General features: G+C 68.6%; 10 protein-coding genes and 1 riboswitch. Of the genes, 6 read left to right on the forward strand and 4 right to left on the reverse strand.

Translation table 11 applies throughout. The features are described from left to right. Positions 1–140: 140 nt before the first annotated feature. A complete protein-coding gene (locus CYFUS_RS23200; protein ID WP_095987214.1) occupies positions 141–5,420 on the reverse strand; it encodes a trifunctional serine/threonine-protein kinase/ATP-binding protein/sensor histidine kinase in 5,280 nt (1,759 codons plus the stop codon). Positions 5,421–5,577: 157 nt separating this feature from the next. Next, the gene (locus CYFUS_RS23205; protein ID WP_157758604.1) at positions 5,578–6,576 is read right to left on the reverse strand and encodes an SGNH/GDSL hydrolase family protein; all 999 of its coding nucleotides are present in this window, start codon (positions 6,574–6,576) and stop codon (positions 5,578–5,580) included. Positions 6,577–7,144: 568 nt separating this feature from the next. On the opposite strand from CYFUS_RS23205, the gene CYFUS_RS50830 reads away from it, so the two are divergent. From CYFUS_RS50830 to CYFUS_RS23225, 4 genes are all read left to right on the forward strand, one after another. Then, positions 7,145–8,302, forward strand: a complete 1,158-nt coding sequence (locus CYFUS_RS50830; protein WP_157758605.1) for an RICIN domain-containing protein — start codon at positions 7,145–7,147, stop codon at positions 8,300–8,302. Between the two features lie 218 nt (positions 8,303–8,520). Further along, positions 8,521–8,642: riboswitch (SAM-I-IV-variant riboswitch) on the forward strand. A gap of 325 nt (positions 8,643–8,967) precedes the next feature. Then, complete coding sequence (thrA, locus tag CYFUS_RS23215) at positions 8,968–11,469, forward strand: bifunctional aspartate kinase/homoserine dehydrogenase I (RefSeq protein ID WP_095987216.1); 2,502 nt, start codon at positions 8,968–8,970, stop codon at positions 11,467–11,469. 39 nt (positions 11,470–11,508) lie between these two features. After that, positions 11,509–12,636: a trans-sulfuration enzyme family protein gene (locus CYFUS_RS23220; protein ID WP_095987217.1), complete on the forward strand. Its 1,128-nt coding sequence runs from the start codon at positions 11,509–11,511 to the stop codon at positions 12,634–12,636. Next, the gene (locus CYFUS_RS23225; protein WP_095987218.1) at positions 12,548–13,705 is read left to right on the forward strand and encodes a trans-sulfuration enzyme family protein; all 1,158 of its coding nucleotides are present in this window, start codon (positions 12,548–12,550) and stop codon (positions 13,703–13,705) included. The genes CYFUS_RS23220 and CYFUS_RS23225 overlap by 89 nt, the downstream gene beginning before the upstream one ends. A gap of 79 nt (positions 13,706–13,784) precedes the next feature. Here the strand turns inward: CYFUS_RS23225 and CYFUS_RS23230 are convergent, their stop codons facing one another. Further along, entirely contained in the window at positions 13,785–14,117 is a 333-nt protein-coding gene (locus CYFUS_RS23230; protein ID WP_095987219.1) for an antibiotic biosynthesis monooxygenase family protein, read from the reverse strand. 369 nt (positions 14,118–14,486) lie between these two features. Between CYFUS_RS23230 and CYFUS_RS23235 the strand changes: the two genes are divergently transcribed. Further along, entirely contained in the window at positions 14,487–15,347 is an 861-nt protein-coding gene (locus CYFUS_RS23235; RefSeq protein ID WP_095987220.1) for a DUF2381 family protein, read from the forward strand. Between the two features lie 16 nt (positions 15,348–15,363). Beyond that, positions 15,364–17,163 carry a serine/threonine protein kinase gene (locus CYFUS_RS23240; RefSeq protein WP_095987221.1) on the forward strand — a complete coding sequence of 600 codons (1,800 nt, stop codon included), beginning with the start codon at positions 15,364–15,366 and terminating at the stop codon, positions 17,161–17,163. Between the two features lie 66 nt (positions 17,164–17,229). Here CYFUS_RS23240 and CYFUS_RS23245 read toward each other — a convergent pair whose 3' ends face one another. Then, positions 17,230–17,502, reverse strand: a complete 273-nt coding sequence (locus CYFUS_RS23245; protein WP_095987222.1) for a hypothetical protein — start codon at positions 17,500–17,502, stop codon at positions 17,230–17,232. Positions 17,503–17,551 lie beyond the last annotated feature (49 nt).

Here is a 17,551-nt window from a genome sequence, read left to right on the forward strand (position 1 = left end):
GGTTCGACTCCCGCCGACTTCACGAGAAACCACCCGCCGCATCAAGCCGCGTCCCCACCGGCCGAGGGGGCTCGGTTTCTGAGCCGAGGGCATCGACGGGCAGACGGCGAAGGACTACGAGGCGAATCTGGAGGCCAACCTCACCCGAGGGGCAGCTCGAGCGTGGCCGTGGCGCCCTTGCCCGGCCCTTCGCTCTCCAGGGAAAGGCGGCCGCCCAGCATCTCCGCCGCCAGGGCGCTGGAGTGAAGGCCCAGGCCCAGTCCCCCCTCTCGGGTGGTGAAGCCCTGGGTGAAGAGCCGCGGGCGGAGCTCTGGCGCCAGGCCCATGCCATTGTCCGCCACCTGGAGATAGGCCGTGTGGCCTTTCGCGGCGAGCCGTACGTGAAGCTGCCGCTGCCCCTCGGGGAGGGTATTCATGGCGTACCTGGCATTGCTGATGAGGTTGACGAGGATCTGCAACACCTTGTGCTTGTCGAGCCGCAGCCTGGGCACCGTGGAGAACTCCCGGGTGACGGTGACGCCGTTGAGTTGGAGGGAGGGCATCTGGATGCTCAAGGCATCCTCGATGAGGAGTGAGAGCTCGCACTCCTCGAGGACGAGCGTGTTGCGCGCATGGGCCTGCTGGACCTGGACGATGGCGCGGATGTGCTCGATGTGCTTGCCCATGGCCTCCATGCTCTCCTGGAGCGTCTTCCGCTCGCGGAGCAGCTCGTCACCGAGCGCGGAGAGGTAGGCCGGAAGCTGGGTGCCGCGCGGATCGCGGGTGAGGAAGTCCGCCAGCTCTCCGCCGTGCTCCTCGAACAGGGAGGTGACCTGCTTGAGCCGGCCCACGCGCGAGGCGCTCACCATCTCGAGCATGCTCTGGAGGTTGATGACGGCGCTGGTGAGGACGTTGCCCACGTTGTGGAGCACATGGATGGCCACTTCGGCCATTCCCGCCTTGCGCGCGGAGTCCACCAGGCAGGCCTGGGCATTCTTGAGCTCCTGCGTGCGCTCCTCCACGCGCCGCTCCAGGTCATCGTTGGCACGGCGCAGGGCGCTCTCCGCGCGTTGGACCTCGGCGTAGAGCTGGGCGTTCTCGATGGAGATGGCCGCCTGGGAGGCGAGATGCCCGAGCAGGGAGAGGCGAGCGGGAGTGAAGGCGTTGGTGGCGAGTCCGTTCTCCAGGTACAGCACCCCGCGGAACTCCTCCTGGCGCAGCAGGGGCAGGCAGAGCACGGAGCGGGCGCGGCCGTGCTCGAACCAGGGATCCAACGAGAACGGATGGGGCTGGGAGACGTCACCGATGAGCACGTGCTCACGGGTGCGCCTGACGTAGGCGACGAGGGTCCAGGGCAGACGGAATTCGTCCGGCCTGGGGGTGGAGTCCTCCGGCGAGGAGCCCGCGACAGCGACCACCGGGAGACTGTCACCGCGAGGCAGCAACAGGGCGCCGCGCTGGGCCCCGGCGTTCTCCAGGGCGGCGCGCAGCAGTGTGTCCGCCAGCCGTTCGAGGACGATCTCTCCCGAGATGGCCTGCTGGGCCTTCACCACGGTGAGCGCGTCGACCTGGGTGGAGTCCGTCTCGGTGGTGGTCCCCTCCGTGCCGGGGGAAGAGGCCAGATGGGGGCAGTGGGCGTCCAGGTGCGCCACCTTGCCCCTGGCGCCCCAGCGCAGGTACGCCGTCCGGGCCTTGCGCGCGTAGGTGTCCGCGAGCGTCGGCATCTTCCGCTCGCGCCAGAAGCGGGCGGCGAGCTCACAGGCCAGGGCGACGTGCTGGATGAGGCCGTGCTCCCGCGCCGATTGGTGGGCTTCCTCGTAGGCCCGGAGGGCCTCGCCCTCCCGATCCAGAATGCGGGCCAGCTCCGCGGACACCATCCGCTCGGGAGCCCGGAAGGTCGCGGGCTGGAGGCTGGCCCATTCGGCGAGCAGTTGCTGGTGCTCGCGCAGGGACTCCAGGGTCCGGGGTTGCTCCTCGGGTGACATGTCGCCGTAGCAGGCGGCCAGGGTCAGCGCGTAGAAGAGGTGGAAGTCCAGGCGCCGCACCTGCCCGAGCGAGGACCACCACAGCTCCGCGGCCCGGGCCCCCGCCTCGCGCGCCTCGGCATGGGCACCGCACAGGAAGCGCGCCTGCATCTTGAGGGTCCAGTACCAGAACCGCATGTTGCTCAGGCGGTCGGGGGTCAGCCCGGCCTCGAAGGAGGCCTCGTCGAAACCCTCCCCCGTCAGCGAACCGAACGAGGGGGAGAGGCCGCGCAACTGCTGCACGTAGAGCTGCTGGTGGAGCAGGATGAACTGCATGTCCGGGAAGCTCGCGTTGGCCATGAAGGCCAGGCGCACGACGGACTCCTGGTAGACCTCCTCCAGGTCATGTCCCAGCATGAGCCGGAGCGTGACGAGGTGATTGGCGCAGTAGCCCGCGGGCTGGAGATCACTGCTCTGGAACGCGAGATGGAAGGCCCTGCGGAGAACCTCCAGCGAGTTGGACAGGGGTTCGATCCAGTTGTTGATGCTCTCCTGGGTGTAGAGGATTTTTCCTCGGAAGGCGGAGAGATCGTAGCGCTCGATGATGGCCCAGGCGAGCCGACCGAAGGACCAGGCCTCCTCATAGCGCCTGAAGGTGGAGACCAGCACCATGCCGTACAAGCCATACCCCAGTGCGGCCGAGCCACTGTTTCCATGGCGGATGCTCAAGGAGACCATCCGGCACAGGCTGAGGATGAGCAGGTTCGGGTCGGTCAGGACCGCCGGCACGAACAGGGCGCCCAGCACGCTCATCACCGCCTCCAGGTCCGGGTCCTCCATGCGAGGCAGGTCGACGAGGCTCTCGATGGGGCGCTCCCCCAGGAGCTTCCACACCTCCTCGTTGGCGGCCACGACCTCCTCCCACGAGGGGCGCGGGGACATGGGCATGCCCCACAGGGAAAGACACTCCAGGAGGCAGGCGATGGCCGCCGGAATCTCACTGGCGGCGATGTGGAGGCTGCTCTTCAAGCGGTAGACGGCCGCTGTGTCCGGGCGGGTGCGGGCCCGGGACCGGAGTTCCTCCACCAGGCGGCGCGCCTCGGCGGCATTGCCGCTCATGAACTCGCAGAGGGCCCGGTCGAGCTGGCTCCTGAAGGCCAGCCCGGCGGCGGTCTCCCACGGGTCCTCCGGGAGGAGCTGGAAGGCCGTGGTGAAATAGGCGATGGCCGAGTGGAACGCGGTGGAGGCCTTGGCCTTCCCTCCGGCCTCGATGTTCAGGCGCGCCACCCGGAGTCGCTCCTCGGCGTTGTCGAGCAGCTCCAGCCCGGCGTTGAGCTGACTCACGACATCGAAGAGCTTCTCCCGCACCTCTTCCGGATTCAGGCTCGCCAGCAGCAGCCGGCCGATGCGCAGGTGGACGGCCTTGCGCTCCGCTTCGGGGATGAGGGAGTGGGCCGCCTGCTGGATGCGGTCGTGGAGGAAGCGGTAGTGCTCCGGACCGCTCCGCACCAGCAAGCCCTCCAGGAGCGCGGGCTCCAGACCCTGCTCCACCACCGAGGACTCCCGCGTGTCGGAGAGCAGGCCGAGCAACTGGAGCGGGAAGGCGTTGCCCACGCAGGCCGCGAGCCGCAGCAGGTGCTGGGTCCCCAGGGGGAGCTGGCGCAGCTTGCCGACCATGAAGTCGACGACGTTGTCGGAGTAGCCCCGGGCACGGGTGGCCCCGGCATCCCAGCGCCATGAGCCCTCCGGCGAGCGGACCAGGAGCCCGTCCTGGTTGAGCGTCAGCAGGAACTGCAGCAGGAAGAAGGGGTTGCCTCCGGTCTTCTCGAGCGCCAGGGCCGAGAGCGGCTCGACCACCCCGGCGTCCGCTCCCGGGAGCGAGTCGGTGACGAGCTGTCGCACCTGCGCGAGGCCCAGCGCCTCCAGCCGGAGGTCGGTCATCTGGGTACCGGCCCCGCGCAAGCCCTCCAACGCCTGCGCCACCGGGTGGGTGGGGCCGACCTCGTTGTCGCGGTAGGCGCCGATGAGCAGGACCGGAGGCGTCTCCGGGTGGGTGAGCAGGTGGTGGAGCAGCTGGAGGCTGGCGAGGTCGGCCCACTGGAGGTCATCCAGGAAGACGACGAGGGGGTGCTCGGGGGTGGCGAAGACGCCGAGGAACTCGCGGAAGACGCGGTTGAAGCGGTGCTGGGCCGCGGAGGGAGGCAGCTCCTGGACCGGGGGCTGCGTGCCGGCGACGAGCGCGAGCTGGGGCACCACGTCCACGAGCACCTGGCCCTGGCCCTCCCAGGCCTCGTTCAGGCGAGCACTCCAGCGCGCCAGCTCCTCGTCGGTGCTCGCGAGCAGTTGTTGTGTCAGGCCGCGGATGGCCTGGGCCAGGGTGTAGTAGGGAACGTCCCGCCGGAACTGGTCGAACTTGCCACTGAGGAAGAAGCCACGCTGGCGCACCACCGGCTTGTGCAGCTCGTGCACCAGAGAGGACTTGCCGATGCCGGAGTAACCCCGGACGAGGATCAGCTCGGGCCGTCCCCCCCGGGCCACGCGCTCGAAACCCTGGCGCAGGGCCGCGGCCTCGGAGGCCCGCCCATAGAGACGCTGGGGGAGCTGGAAGCGCGTGGGATGGTCGTGCACGCCGAGGGGGAAGTCCTCGTGCACGCCCCGGAGCAGGTCCTCCCGGCACCGCTCGAGGTCGGCCTTGAGGCCGTCGGCGCTCTGGTAGCGCTCCTCGGCGACCTTGGCCAGCAGCTTCAGGACGATGGCGGACAGGACGGGAGGCAGGTCCGGTACGAGCTTCAGCGGGGGCTGGGGCGCTTGTGCCATGTGGGCATGGAACCACTCGAGCGCGTCGTGCCCCTGGAAGGGTCTCGTTCCGCTCAGGAGTTCGTAGAGGGTGACGCCCAGCGAATACAGGTCCGTGCGGTAGTCCACCGCGCGGTTCATGCGCCCCGTCTGCTCGGGAGACATATAGGCCAGGGTGCCTTCGATGAGCGTGGCGGGGGGGGCATCCACGTGCTCGACGAGCTGCACGGAGGCGATGCCGAAGTCGATGAGCCGTGTCTCGCCAGACGGGGTGACGATGATGTTGGAGGGCTTGAGATCCTTGTGGATGACACCCCGAAGGTGGATCTCGGTCAGGGTGGACGCCAGGGAGATCACCAGGTCCAGGGCGCGGAGTACCTCGAGGGGGCCATGGGTGAACTCCGACAGGGTCTCGCCCTCTACCTCCTCCAACAGGAGGACCGGGCGCTCCTGGAGCTGTTCGCAGGCATGGACGCGGGGGACGCCGCGCACGTCCTGGAGGCGCTGAAGGATGCTGAACTCACGGCGGTAGCGCTCGATTGCTCGAGGGCCCGGGGGAGAGGCCACGGGCGTCTTGAGGATGAGGGGAAGGCCATCGGTATCGCGCACCGCGTGGAAGAGCTGGTTGGAGCCAGTGATCCTGAGGGGCCTTCGAAGGGTGTAGCCAGGAATGCTCAACATACCTGGATGGAACAACGCGAACCCTGGGGGGAAGAGTTCGAGAGGGCCATGACCTCATCAAGAGCAAGCATTCCGAGAGACAATCCCTTGTACGCTCCCCGGTCGCCGCTCCCCCGCGCTGGGCCTCCCGCGCCCGGGCGGCGCGGGGTGCCACCGTTCATTTCAGCGAGCGGATGAAGTCCGTCAGCCGGGTGGCCATGGCCTCCTGGGTCGCGGTCGAGGGATGCCAGTCCTCACCGTAGGGACCTTGCTGCGGGGCATAGGCGAGGTAGTGCACGCGGGCGTCCCCCCGAGCGTTGAAGTCCTTCACCACCGAGGAAACCCAGTCCTGGATCTTGCTCCAGTGCTTCTGCCCGGCGGGGTACCAGTCGTTCATGATGGGGCCCACGGCGCAGATGATCCTCGCCTTGGGATAGTAGCTCCGGAGACGGGCGACGAAGTCCTGGTAGGCCGCGGTGAACCGGGCGGCGTCTGGTGTACCCGGGGCGAAGTCGTTCGTGCCCAGGTTGAGCACCACGATGGAGGGCGTGTAGCGCGCGAAGTCCCAACGTGGGGTGGCCTGCCTGGGAAGGACGCGGTCGTGGAGTTGGGGGAGCGTTCCCGTCGTGTCTCCGGTGTTGTTGCGGTACATCCCCCGGCCCGAATAGCAGACCGTCATCACCTCGGCGCCGAGGTTGCGCGCGGTGAGCCAGCCATGGGAGCGGGTGATGTTCTGGTTGATGGAATGGAAGCCCGTCGTCGGGTTGTCGGCTTCCGGGATGGACGCCTCATTCCCGTAACCGCAGGTGATGGAGTCCCCGATGAATTCGAGCTTCAGGGCCGGACGGGCCGGAGGGTCCAGGAGCTCTCCGTGGACCTTGAAGCCTTGCAACTCGCTGGTACCGACCTCGCTCTCCGTCAGCTTGACGAGCTCGAGGGTGTGCTCGCCTGGCGCCAGGCCCCATCCCATCTCATATACCGCCTGGTCTCCGTGGACAGCGAACTTCATGGACATCTGGGCGTCGAGCGTGACCTGGTAGTAATTGGTCGTCCGCTTGTCACCCGCGCTACGATCCTTCAGCAACAAGGCGATCGCGTCTCCCTTGAACCGGACCTTGACGGAGACTCCCGGGTGGGAGAACACCGCGGACGCATCGGAGACGTCGACCCGCCCCATGTATTGGATTCGTGAATCGGACGCGGGGACCGTCACCCACGTGAGCCCGGGGGAGGGCGACTGGGATGGGGGGATCGCGGAGCCCGGTAGCTCCTGGGGCGGCGGGAACGCCTCCGGAGGCCACCCCCCGCACGCGAGGAGGGCCGAGAGAGCCCAAGTGAGAACTGGGATTCGCCGTGTCATTCGTAACGCCTCCGCCGAGGGGTGGGGAGGCGCAACGTAGGGAGCCGACTCGGGAGGAGCCAGGGAGGGGCCTGCCCGGAGGGTTGTCCATTCCACCGAGCTGGCATCTCAGTGTCTGGTTCGTGCCGAGAGAGGTCTCCAAAGGTCTCGGGAAAGGTGTCAAAGGAGTCGTTCTCCGACACGAACGACCGGGTGTCGCACGTCAAGGCAAGTCGTTGACAGCCGTAGTGTGATTTTCAAGGCACGCTGGCTAAGAAGTGCTGTCGCGAAAAATGCGTTTTGACAGGCTTCATCGAGTAATGCACTATCGTTCCCCCCGCACGGGCGTGCACGCCCGCTCGCTCGCGCATCAATGGAAGTTCCGCATCATACACGAGGAAGTGTCATGTACCGGACTCATGCGCTGCGCTTGACGAACATCCTGGCCGTTCTGCTTTTCGTGCTGCTTGCCTGCCCGCGGCCGGCGGATGCACAGACACGCATCATGCCGCTCGGGGATTCGATTACCGGATCACCGGGGTGTTGGCGTGCGCTGCTGTGGAACCAACTGCAAAGCACTGGCTTCACGAATATCGATTTCGTCGGCACGCTGCCGCCCCAGGGGTGCGGGGTCGCTTACGACGGCGACAACGAAGGCCATGGTGGATATCTGGCCACCAGCGTGGCGGATCAGAATCTTCTCCCCGGCTGGTTGAGCGCGACACGCCCGGACATCGTGCTCATGCATTTCGGCACCAACGATGTCTGGAGCGCGCGAACGCCCAGCCAGCTCCTGGCTGCCTTCAGCAAGCTCGTGGATCAGATGCGCGCGAGCAATCCGAACATGAAGATCCTGGTGGCGCAGATCATTCCAGTGGCACCGGGGAGCTGCGCGGATTGTCCGCGGCGGACCATCGAGTTCAACGCCGCGATTCCCGCCTGGGCGGCGAGCAAGAGCACGACGGCTTCGCCGATCGTCGTCGTGGATCAATGGACCGGTTTCAACCCGGCCACGGATACGGGCGATGGCGTGCACCCCAACGACGCGGGCATCGTCAAGATCGCGAACAAGTGGTACTCGCCGCTGACTCAGTTCCTGACCGACAATGGCGGCGAGGGCAATGGAATCATCGCTGACGGAACCTATCGCATCACACCGCGCGATAGCCTCGACAAGGCGCTCGATGTCGCGGGGCATGGGACGGCGGACAATACCAACGTGTTGCAGTGGTCCTATGGCGGAGCGAACAATCAGCGCTGGACGCTGACCCACCTGGGCGACGACGTGTATCGGATCACCGGCGTGGAAAGCGGCAAGGTCCTGCAGGTCACCAGCCCCTCGACGGCCAACGGAACGAATGTCGATATCTACACCTATACGGGCGCCGCGAACCAGCACTGGGCCATCACCGCCACGAGTGGTGGGTTCTATCGTCTTACGCCCTTGAGCAGCGGTGGGTCGGCATTGGAGGTGTCAGGCGGCTCCACGGCCAACGGAGCCAATGTCCAGCAGTGGCAGTGGACCGGCGGCACGAATCAACAGTGGACGTTCCAAACGCCTTGATGATCACCGCGCGCGGGAGGCCTGCCGCGGGCTTCGATTCGTAGGGCGGGGAGGGATCATCCCTCGCCCCTGGCCCAGGTGGACCGGGCAGGGAACCCGTGATGACGTCCAGGTTCAGCAGGGCAGGGTTGGTGCTGAGCCGAGGGGGAGCGTCGAGGAAACATCCATCTTCCGGCAACCAAGGGATTGACAGACGCCCGGAGTGCGTCTATCTGCTGTCTCAGCATCAAGAGCGGCCACCGCTTCGCGCGGTGGCTCGACAACCTGGAGTCGGACCTCCAAGGTGTCCAAACGATGCGGCTCGAGGAGAAATACCTCCCGGGCAATCCAAGCGTCCGAAGCAGAGGCCACCCCTCCGCTTCGGTGAGAGAGGACCCTCCCGTGGTTCCATCCACCCGTGCCGCATCCCTGAACGCCGCCGCTGACCGCCTCATGCCGTGCCGTCTCCCGGCCGCGAGCATGCGCCAGCTCCGCGTGGACCCCGCTCGAATGCGCTAGCCCTCCGGCGAACGCGAGTCCGCGTCCGCCAGGGCTTCACCTCCTCCCCATTCCTCTCATGCCGTGGGCGCACGTGCGCCGCGACGGGCCCTCGTGTGCCCGGAGCGCGGAACGTGTCTGCCTTTGACCGTCTTCCCGGGCCCGTGCGGCCCTCCAGAGGTTCGCAGATGAGCAGCGCTCCCTTCCAGGTGATGAAGTTCGGAGGTTCCTCCGTGGGCTCGCCCCGGCGGCTCCGTCAGGTCATCGAGCTGATTGGTCGACACGCGAAACAGGGGCCCCTCGCCGTCGTCGTCTCGGCCATGGGCGACACCACGGACTGGCTCATCGAGGCGGCGGGGCTCGCCACCCAGGGAGACCTCGAGGGCGCGCTGAGCGGGGTGGCGCGCATCGCCCACCTCGCGAAGACGAACGCCGCCGCGCTGGACCCGGCGCGTGCCACGGCGCTCGCGGCGCGGGTGGACTCCCTGCTCGAGCCCCTGCGGCAGCTCCTCCAGGGCATCTCCCTCACCCGCGAGTGCTCGGCGCCCTCTCGCGACAGGGTGCTCTCCTTCGGAGAGCTGGTCTCCGCCACGCTCCTCGCGGAGCTGCTCACGGCCTCGGGCACCGAGGCCACCTTCCGCGACGCGCGGCAGTTGCTGGTGACGGATGACCGCTTCGGCGCGGCGCGGGTGGATGTGGCGCTCACGCGCGAGCGGCTCCAGGCGGCCGTGGCGGGCTGGAGGAGTTCCGTGCCCGTCCTCCCCGGCTTCATCGCCGCGACGCCGGACGGGCGCACCACCACGCTGGGGCGCAATGGCTCCGACTACACCGCGGCGCTGGTGGCCCAGGGCATCGACGCGACCGAAGTCACGGTGTGGACGGACGTGCTGGGTCTGCACACCGCCGACCCGGACCTCGTGAGTGACGCCTACCCCGTCGCGCACCTCACCCACGGCGAGGGGCTGGAGCTGGCCGCCGTGGGCGTGCGCATGCTGCACCCGCGCACGATGATTCCGCTCATCGAGGCGGGCATCTCCCTGCGCATCCGCAACACGATGCACCCGGACCACCCGGGCACGCTCATCGACGCCATCGGCTCGCGCGACGGCCAGCGGCCCACGTGCATCGCCACCCGGGAGGAGCTCGCGCTGCTCGGCATCGAGGTGCGCAAGCTGTCGGACCAGTTCCAGCTCGGCGAGCGCGTGCTGGCCGCGCTGCGCGAGGCGAGCGTCACGGTGTGGCTGTCCACGCAGTCGGCCAATGGCCAGTCCATCGCCGTCGTCGTCCCCCGGCCGGACCTGCTCCGCGCCCGGGGTGCCCTGGAGAGCGAGCTGGCCCAGGAGCTGGCCCGGCACGAGGTGGAGCCCCTCGCCCTGCGCGAGCCGGTGACGCTGCTGACGCTGGTGGCCGAGGCCATGGGGCAGGGCGCCAACGTGGCGGGGCGCTTCTTCGGCGCGCTGGGCGCGGTGGGCGTCAACGTGCGTGCGAGCGCCCAGGGTGCCAGCTCGCGCTCCATCTCCTGTGTCGTGGACGCGGCGGACACCACCATCGCCGTGCGCACCACGCACGCGGCCTTCAACCTGGCGCACCAGCAGGTGAGTCTCTTCCTCCTCGGCCGGGGCACCGTGGGCGGCCAGCTCCTGGCACAGGTGCGCGCGCAGCAGGCGCTGCTCCAGGACAAGCACGGCATCGCCCTGCGAGTCGTGGGTCTCGCCGATAGCCGGCGCGCCCTGTTCGACGCGGCGGGCCTGCCGCTGGAGGGACTGGAGGAGCGGTTGGCGCGCGAGGAGCCGGTGGGCCCGAAGACGCGCACGCTGGTGCCGCTGCTGGACGAGCTGCGTCGGCTGCCCGTGCCCATCCTCGTGGACTGTACCGCCGCGGGCGGCATCGAGGCGCTCTACACGGAGGCCTTTCGCCGGGGCATCCACGTGGTGGGGGCCAACAAGAAGCCGCTGGCGCTGCCGTGGGAGGAGCGGGAGACGCTGCTCGCCGAGGCCCGGCGCCACCATGTGGCCTACCACTACGAGACGACGGTGGCGTCCAGCCTGCCCGTCATCGACACGCTGGCCAACCTCGTGCGCACGGGCGACACCGTGCGCCTCATCACCGCGTCGCTGTCCGGCAGCGTGGGCTTCATCTGCAACGAGCTGACGGCGGGCGTCCCCCTGTCCGTGGCCGTGCGCACCGCGAGGGAGCGCGGCTTCACCGAGCCGGACCCGCGCGAGGACCTGAGCGGCACGGACGTGGCGCGCAAGGCGCTCATCCTCGCCCGCGAACTGGGGTTGCCCCTCTCCCTGTCCGACGTGGCGCTGGAGCCCTTCGTCCCCGAGGACCCGCGGCCCGGCGCTTCCGTGGACGCGTTCCTCCACGGGCTCAAGGCCCTGGACGCGGCCTTCGCGGACCGTGTCGCGCGCTGCCGGAGTGCTGGCACGGTGCTGCGCTACCTGGCGCGCATCGATCCGTCGAAGGTGGGCACCGGCTCGCCCGTCATCCGCGTGGGCCCCGCCCCCGTGGAGGCCGGCCAGCCCGGGGCGGACCTGCGCGGCTCCGAGTCCTTCGTGTCCTTCACCACCACGCGCCACAGCGACTTCCCGCTCGTCGTGCGCGGCGCGGGCGCGGGCGGCGCGGTGACGGCCTCGGGCGTGCTGGCCGACATCCTCCGCATCTCCCAGGCGCTGCGCGGCCGCTGACCTCTTCCCCTGTCCTCGCCGAATGAAAGAGCCCCTTCCATGAAACTCGCCACCGCGCTCGTCCACTCGGGCGTGCGCCGGGACCCCACCACCGGTGCCGTCGCCGTCCCCATCTACCAGTCCGCCACCTACCAGCATCCCGCGCTCGGCCAGTCCACCGGCTACGACTACTCGCGCACCAAGAACCCCACCCGCAGCGCGCTCGAGGACGCGCTGGCTCGGCTGGAAGGCGGCAGCCAGGGTCTCGCCTTCAGCTCCGGCATGGCCGCGCTGCACTGCGCGCTCCAGCTCTTCGGGCCGGAGGACCACGTCCTGCTCACCGAGGACCTCTACGGCGGGACGTACCGGCTGGTGGATCGCATCCTCCACGTGCCCTTCACCTTCGTGGACACCACGCGTCCGGAGGCGGTGCGGGCCGCGCTGCGTCCCAACACGCGGGCCATCCTCGTGGAGTCTCCCACGAACCCACTGATGAAGACGGCGGACATTCCGGCCATCGCCCACATCGCGCACGAGGCCGGGGCGCTGCTCATCGTCGACAACACCTTCTTCACGCCGTGGCTGCAGCGGCCGCTGGAGCTGGGCGCGGACATCGTGGTGCACAGCGCGACGAAGTACCTCGCCGGGCACAACGACGTGGTGGCGGGCGCGCTGGTGGTGCGCGACGCGACGCTGGGCGAGCGCCTCGCGTACATCCAGAATGGCATTGGCGCGATCCTGGGGCCGCAGGACGCGTACCTCGTGATTCGCGGGCTGAAGACGCTGGCCCTGCGCATGGAGAAGCACCAGGCCAACGCGCGCGAGGTGGCCGCGTGGCTGGCCACGCACCCGCTGGTGGAGCGCGTCTTCTACCCGGGCGTGGGGGGCATGCTGTCCTTCAACGTCACCGAGGCGGCCCTGGTGCCTGGGGTGCTCGCCTCCGTCCAGGTGTGCCTCTTCGCCGAGTCGCTCGGCGGCGTCGAGACGCTCATTACCTATCCAACCACCCAGACCCACGCCGACATCCCCGTCGCGCGCCGGGAGCAACTGGGCATCTCCGACCGACTGCTTCGCCTTTCCGTGGGAATCGAGGACTGTCATGACATCATCGCCGACCTGGCCCAAGCGCTCGAAGGAGCTCGCTGTGCGAACCCGCTTCGCGACGCGCCTGCTGCACACCGGGCATGAGACCGACCCCGCCACCGGCGCGGCGGCGGTGCCCATCTACCAGGTGTCCATGTTCGACCAGCCGGGGCTGGATCAGCCCGGCGAGTTCGACTACGCGCGCTCGGGCAACCCGACGCGCAAGGCGCTGGAGGGCGTGCTCGCCGAGCTGGACGAGGCCCACGCCGCCTTCGCCTTCGGCTCCGGCATGGCCGCCATCTCCACGGTGCTGATGTTGTTCAGCGCGGGGGACCACCTCGTCGTCACCGACGACTGTTATGGCGGCACCTACCGTGTGTTGACACGCGTGTTCAGCCGCTTCGGGCTCAAGGCCACCTTCGTGGACACGAGCGACCCGGACGCGGTGCGCGCCGCCATCCGTCCCAATACCAAGGCACTGCTGGTGGAGAGCGTCAGCAACCCGTTCCTCAAGCGCACGGACATCCTCGCGATGTCCATCCTCGCGCGCACCTGTGGCGCGCTGCTCATCGTCGACAACACGTTCCTGTCGCCGTACGTCTCGCGGCCGATCACCGAGGGCGCGGACATCGTGGTGCACTCGGCCACGAAGTACCTTGGCGGGCACAGCGACATCGTCGCGGGGACGGTGGCGGTGAAGACCGCGGAGCTGGCGCGGGAGGTGTATTTCCTCCAGAACGCGGTGGGCGCGGTGCTGGGCCCGCAGGACTGCTTCCTGCTCCAGCGGGGCATCAAGACGCTGGGCGTGCGCATGGAGCGGCAGGTGAGGACGGCGGCGGGGCTGGCCCGCTGGCTGGCGGACAGGACCGAGGTGAAGGAGGTGTTCTACCCGGGAGCGGGCGCGGTGGTGTCCTTCCGGCTCGCGCGCGACGAGTGGGCGGCGCCCTTCGTGGAGGCGCTCCAGTTGCCCCTGCTCGGTGTGTCGCTGGGCGCGGTGGAGAGCATCGTCACCGTGCCGGCCCGTCACTCGCATGCGTCCGTCCCCGCGCCCGAGCGGCAGCGGCGCGGCATCACCGATGGGCTCATCCGCTACTCGGTGGGGCTGGAGGAGCTGGAGGACCTGCAGGAGGACCTCGCGCTCGCCTTGGGACAAGCGGTGCGCGTGGCGGCGTGAGTGTTCCCCCAGGCCCTCGGTCCACGGGGGCAGGGGAGGGCCTTCTGGCGTTTTCACTCACCTCGAGACGAGTCCTTCGTCACCTTCCCGGCGAGAATCCGTACTCCCGCTCCACCAGGCTGATGCGGGTCCGGTACGCGCGGTACCACCGTTCACGGCCAAGCCGCTGGGCCGTGCGGTGCTCAGCCACGGCCTTCCACGCGCGCACCGACTCCATGTCCCGCCAGTACGAGACGGTGATGCCCAGCCCATCGGTGCCACGGGCGCTCTCCATGCCCAGGAAGCCTGGCTGCGCGGCGGCCATGGAGACCATCTCCTCGGAAGTCACCGCGTAGCCCTCGTCGACCGGAGTGCGCACGGAGGTGAAGATGACCGCCACGTAGGGCGGCTCAGGTGTGTTGGCAATGCTCATGGCCCTGGACACTGGCACATAGACGACTCGGAGGGGATGTGGCGCCGAGAGGAGCGCGGACTGTTCCGGTTGATGGTCCACCCGTCTGCGATGCGGAAGGCGTGAGCCGAGGTCCGGGGCACTTCGAACATCCACCTCTCACCAGCCAGCGGAGGGTCCTTTGGACAACGCCCCAGAAAGCCGTGAACGCATGCGCCTGATGCGAGTGTGGGTGTGGACGTGCGTGACTGGGGGGCGTCCATGCGAGAGGACGGTGCTGACGGTGGGCACGGCCGGTGCTGGAGCGACGAAGGCGAGCCGTCCTGGTTGCGGCATCTGCTAGGTTCGCGACTTCGGAGGTGCCCAGCCCTGACCCGACTTTTCCCGTGGTTGTCGCTCACGCTTCTTCTGACTGGAGCCACAGCAGCAGCTCAGCCCCATCCCCCCGCCCGCGAGCGCCAGGAGCGGCGTGTGACCCTCTCCGGCAACCCGGAGGAGGCCGGGCCGGAGGTGAGTGTGGCCGCCGGTACCGCCACCTACATCCGCTTCGACGCTCCCATCGACAAGGCCTCGGTGGAGGTGGAGGGTCGGTCGATGCGCTTCCGCTGGGTGGATGTCGGGGAGCGTCTGGTCGCCGTGGAGCCCTCCGTCGACCTGGGCGTCGAGGAGAAGCTGGTGGTGCGGGTGCGCTACAAGGACGGAGCCTCCCCGGTGGGTGTCACGCTCGTGCTCGCCTCCCACCCCACGCGGGTGGACAAGGAGGTAGAGGTGGTGCGCCGCCCTCGCACCGTCGAATCGTTGGAGGCGGCGCTGGCGGAGAAAGAGGCGGAGCTCGCGACACTTCGGGCCTCGAGCGGGCTGGCCGGGCTCGTGTTTTCCGGGCGGCTGGGCCCGGACGGGGTACAGGCCCGACGCATCATGAGAGCACCCGAGGGCGCGTGGGGTGGGCTGAAGGTGGCGGGCGGAGAGGGGTATCGCGCCAGTTCCTGGGCGCTCGCCGTCGTCCGTGTGCGCAACCTTCCGGGGCAAAGCCCCTGGAGGCCAGGCGTGGCGCGGCTCATCCGTGCGGACGGCACCGCCCTGAAGGTCCTCTCCGTGGACATGAACAAGGCACAGCTCGCGCCGGGTGAAGAGGGCATCGTCACGGTGGAGCCAGAGGCCCCCTCCTGGAAGATGGGCGATGTCTTCCGCCTCGAGCTGCTGGACGAGAGCGGCGTCCGGCCCCTCCCCACCCTCGACGTGGCTCTCTAGAAAGGAGGCAGGCCCCATGACAATGGAATCCCTGCACCCGGACCACCTCCAACCCGGCCATGTGGTGGGCCCCTGGCTGATCGTCCAGGTGCTGGGCCGTGGAGGCTCCTCCCGCGTCTTCAAGGTGGAGCGCGACGGCCGCCCGTACTCCATGAAGATGGCGCTGCGCCCCATCACCCAATTCAAGGAGGGCTTCTCCGAGGAGAAGTACGTCGAGGAGAAGAGCGCCTACCGGCAGCTGGCGCGCGAGGCGGCAGCGCTCTTCACCTACTCGTCGCACCCCAACCTGCTGCGCGTGTACGGGGTGGACTTCTGGCCCAATCCCGCCCAGGGCTATCCCTTCCTCATCACCGACTACGTGGAGGGGGACACGTGGCACGAGTGGCGCTGGCGCACGCCTCCGCACGCCATGGGGCTGGTGGACACCTTCAGCGACGTGGTGCGCACCGTGGGCGTACTCCACGCGCGCGGCGTCTACCACCGGGACTTGAAGGCGGAGAACATCCTCATCCGCCGTGCGGACGGCCGCCCCTTCCTCATCGACTTCGGCACCGCGCGGCTGCCGGGAGCGCTCACGAAGACGCTGGGCCTGCCCGAGGGCGCCCTGCACCTGGTTCCGCCCGAGCTCCTGGCCTACACCCGCACCGAGGCGTGGAAGCGAGGCGAAGCCTTCCAAGGGGGCGTGGCCGCGGATTTGTACGCCCTGGGGGTGTTGCTCTACCAGGGCCTCACGGACTTGCACCCCTTCAATCCGGAGTTGCCGGACGAGGAGCTGGTGGCCGCCATCGCCACCCGTCCTCCAAAGGCCCCGCACCTGCTCAATCCCCTGGCGCCGCGCTCCCTGAGCGACATCGCCATGAAGCTGCTGGAGAAACGGCCCGAGGACCGGTACCCGGACACCCAGGCGCTGCTCGAGGCGCTGGAGAAAGCCGCCGAGAAGGAGAGGCAGTCCCCCGCCTGGAGGCGGCCGCTCTTCGCTGTCGAGGGCAGTCCAGCCGCGGAGCCAATGCTCCAGGAGGTAGCGGAACAGCCCGCCCAGCCGCCGGAGACGGCGTCCGCGGAGCCAGAGGAGGCTCAGCCGCCTGAGAAGGAAGCGTCCCAGGCGGCTCCTCAGGAGCCCCCCGCTGCACCTGCCCGCCCGAGGCGCACAACGTGGCCCAGGGTCCTACTCGCGGGTCTGATCGTGCTCGGCCTTGCCTTGTGGCTGGTGCGCTCCACACTCGCGCCCCCACCCGAGGCGCTGCTGCCTGGGTCTGGCCCCGAGAAAGGAAGCCCACCTGTGCCCACTCCTTCGCGCTCTGCCCCTTCGAGTTTCCTCGCCGCCTGGCTGTGTGCTGTCGTCGGCGCGGGCTGCCCCGCCGCCCAGGTGAAGCCCCCGGAGCCCGCTGACTGCCCCAGGGAGGCAACCGAGGCCATGTTCAAGGAGTTGAAGATTCTGACGGGCAGCTTCCTTACGGCTGTCGTGGATGTGAACCAGCCGAGCGGCCTGGGCGTGCCGGGGGTCTACCAGGATGGACCCGTCGTCAGCCAAATCGTGGAGGGCGATGGCAATATGCCCGCGGGGACGCTGCTCCACGGCCGTCTCTGGACAGGCCCCGGTATCTACGACACGTATTCCGAGATGGATGTGCAAAAGAAGCGCCCGGCTGTCATGGGCCGCTACACCCTGGCCGTGCTCCCTGATGGTCGACAGTACCCCGTGTGCATCATCCTGGGCGACCATGTCGGGCGCGTGCCCAAGCTTGAAGGCTCCAAGGAAGGGGCCGCCGTGCTGAGTCGGGAGCTGCCGGTGAGTGCTGTCTGGAGTTGGCCGTGAGGGGCCCATGGGCGCCGCCTGCGTTGTGCGCTGAGGCGGCGCTCTGATTTGACGCTCCCAGACCGCTCATTTGTTCTGGCGGTGGAGTTCCGCGATCTGCTCATCCGTCGGCGGACCGTCCAGCAGGAAGATTTCCCTCCTCGCCAGAGGGAGTTCCAACTCAATTGCCGTGCGAACCTGTGCTGCCAGAAAAGGGTCGTCGGGAAACCGAGCCGCAGCCTCGGCCACGAGTTCCGGGGATTGAGCGAGCGCCTCGAGTTTTTCTACGTCGTGTCCTGCCTCGGTCCGAATCGCCTTGATCTTCGCACAGAACCACAGCGCGCTTTCCTCCGTCTTCATTTCACACCTTCCGATCCTTCGTCATGCTCGCATTCTACGATACCGCATC

This window comes from Cystobacter fuscus, from assembly GCF_002305875.1.
Taxonomy (GTDB): domain Bacteria; phylum Myxococcota; class Myxococcia; order Myxococcales; family Myxococcaceae; genus Cystobacter; species Cystobacter fuscus_A.

Coding starts and splice junctions, on each gene's coding strand:
- CYFUS_RS23200 (WP_095987214.1), bottom strand. CDS start 5,420: ATGTTGAGCATTCCTGGCTACACCCTTCGAAGGCCCCTCAGGATCACT.
- CYFUS_RS23205 (WP_157758604.1), bottom strand. CDS start 6,576: ATGGGGCGGGTCGACGTCTCCGATGCGTCCGCGGTGTTCTCCCACCCG.
- CYFUS_RS50830 (WP_157758605.1), top strand. CDS start 7,145: ATGTACCGGACTCATGCGCTGCGCTTGACGAACATCCTGGCCGTTCTG.
- thrA (WP_095987216.1), top strand. CDS start 8,968: ATGAGCAGCGCTCCCTTCCAGGTGATGAAGTTCGGAGGTTCCTCCGTG.
- CYFUS_RS23220 (WP_095987217.1), top strand. CDS start 11,509: ATGAAACTCGCCACCGCGCTCGTCCACTCGGGCGTGCGCCGGGACCCC.
- CYFUS_RS23225 (WP_095987218.1), top strand. CDS start 12,548: ATGACATCATCGCCGACCTGGCCCAAGCGCTCGAAGGAGCTCGCTGTG.
- CYFUS_RS23230 (WP_095987219.1), bottom strand. CDS start 14,117: ATGAGCATTGCCAACACACCTGAGCCGCCCTACGTGGCGGTCATCTTC.
- CYFUS_RS23240 (WP_095987221.1), top strand. CDS start 15,364: ATGACAATGGAATCCCTGCACCCGGACCACCTCCAACCCGGCCATGTG.
- CYFUS_RS23245 (WP_095987222.1), bottom strand. CDS start 17,502: ATGAAGACGGAGGAAAGCGCGCTGTGGTTCTGTGCGAAGATCAAGGCG.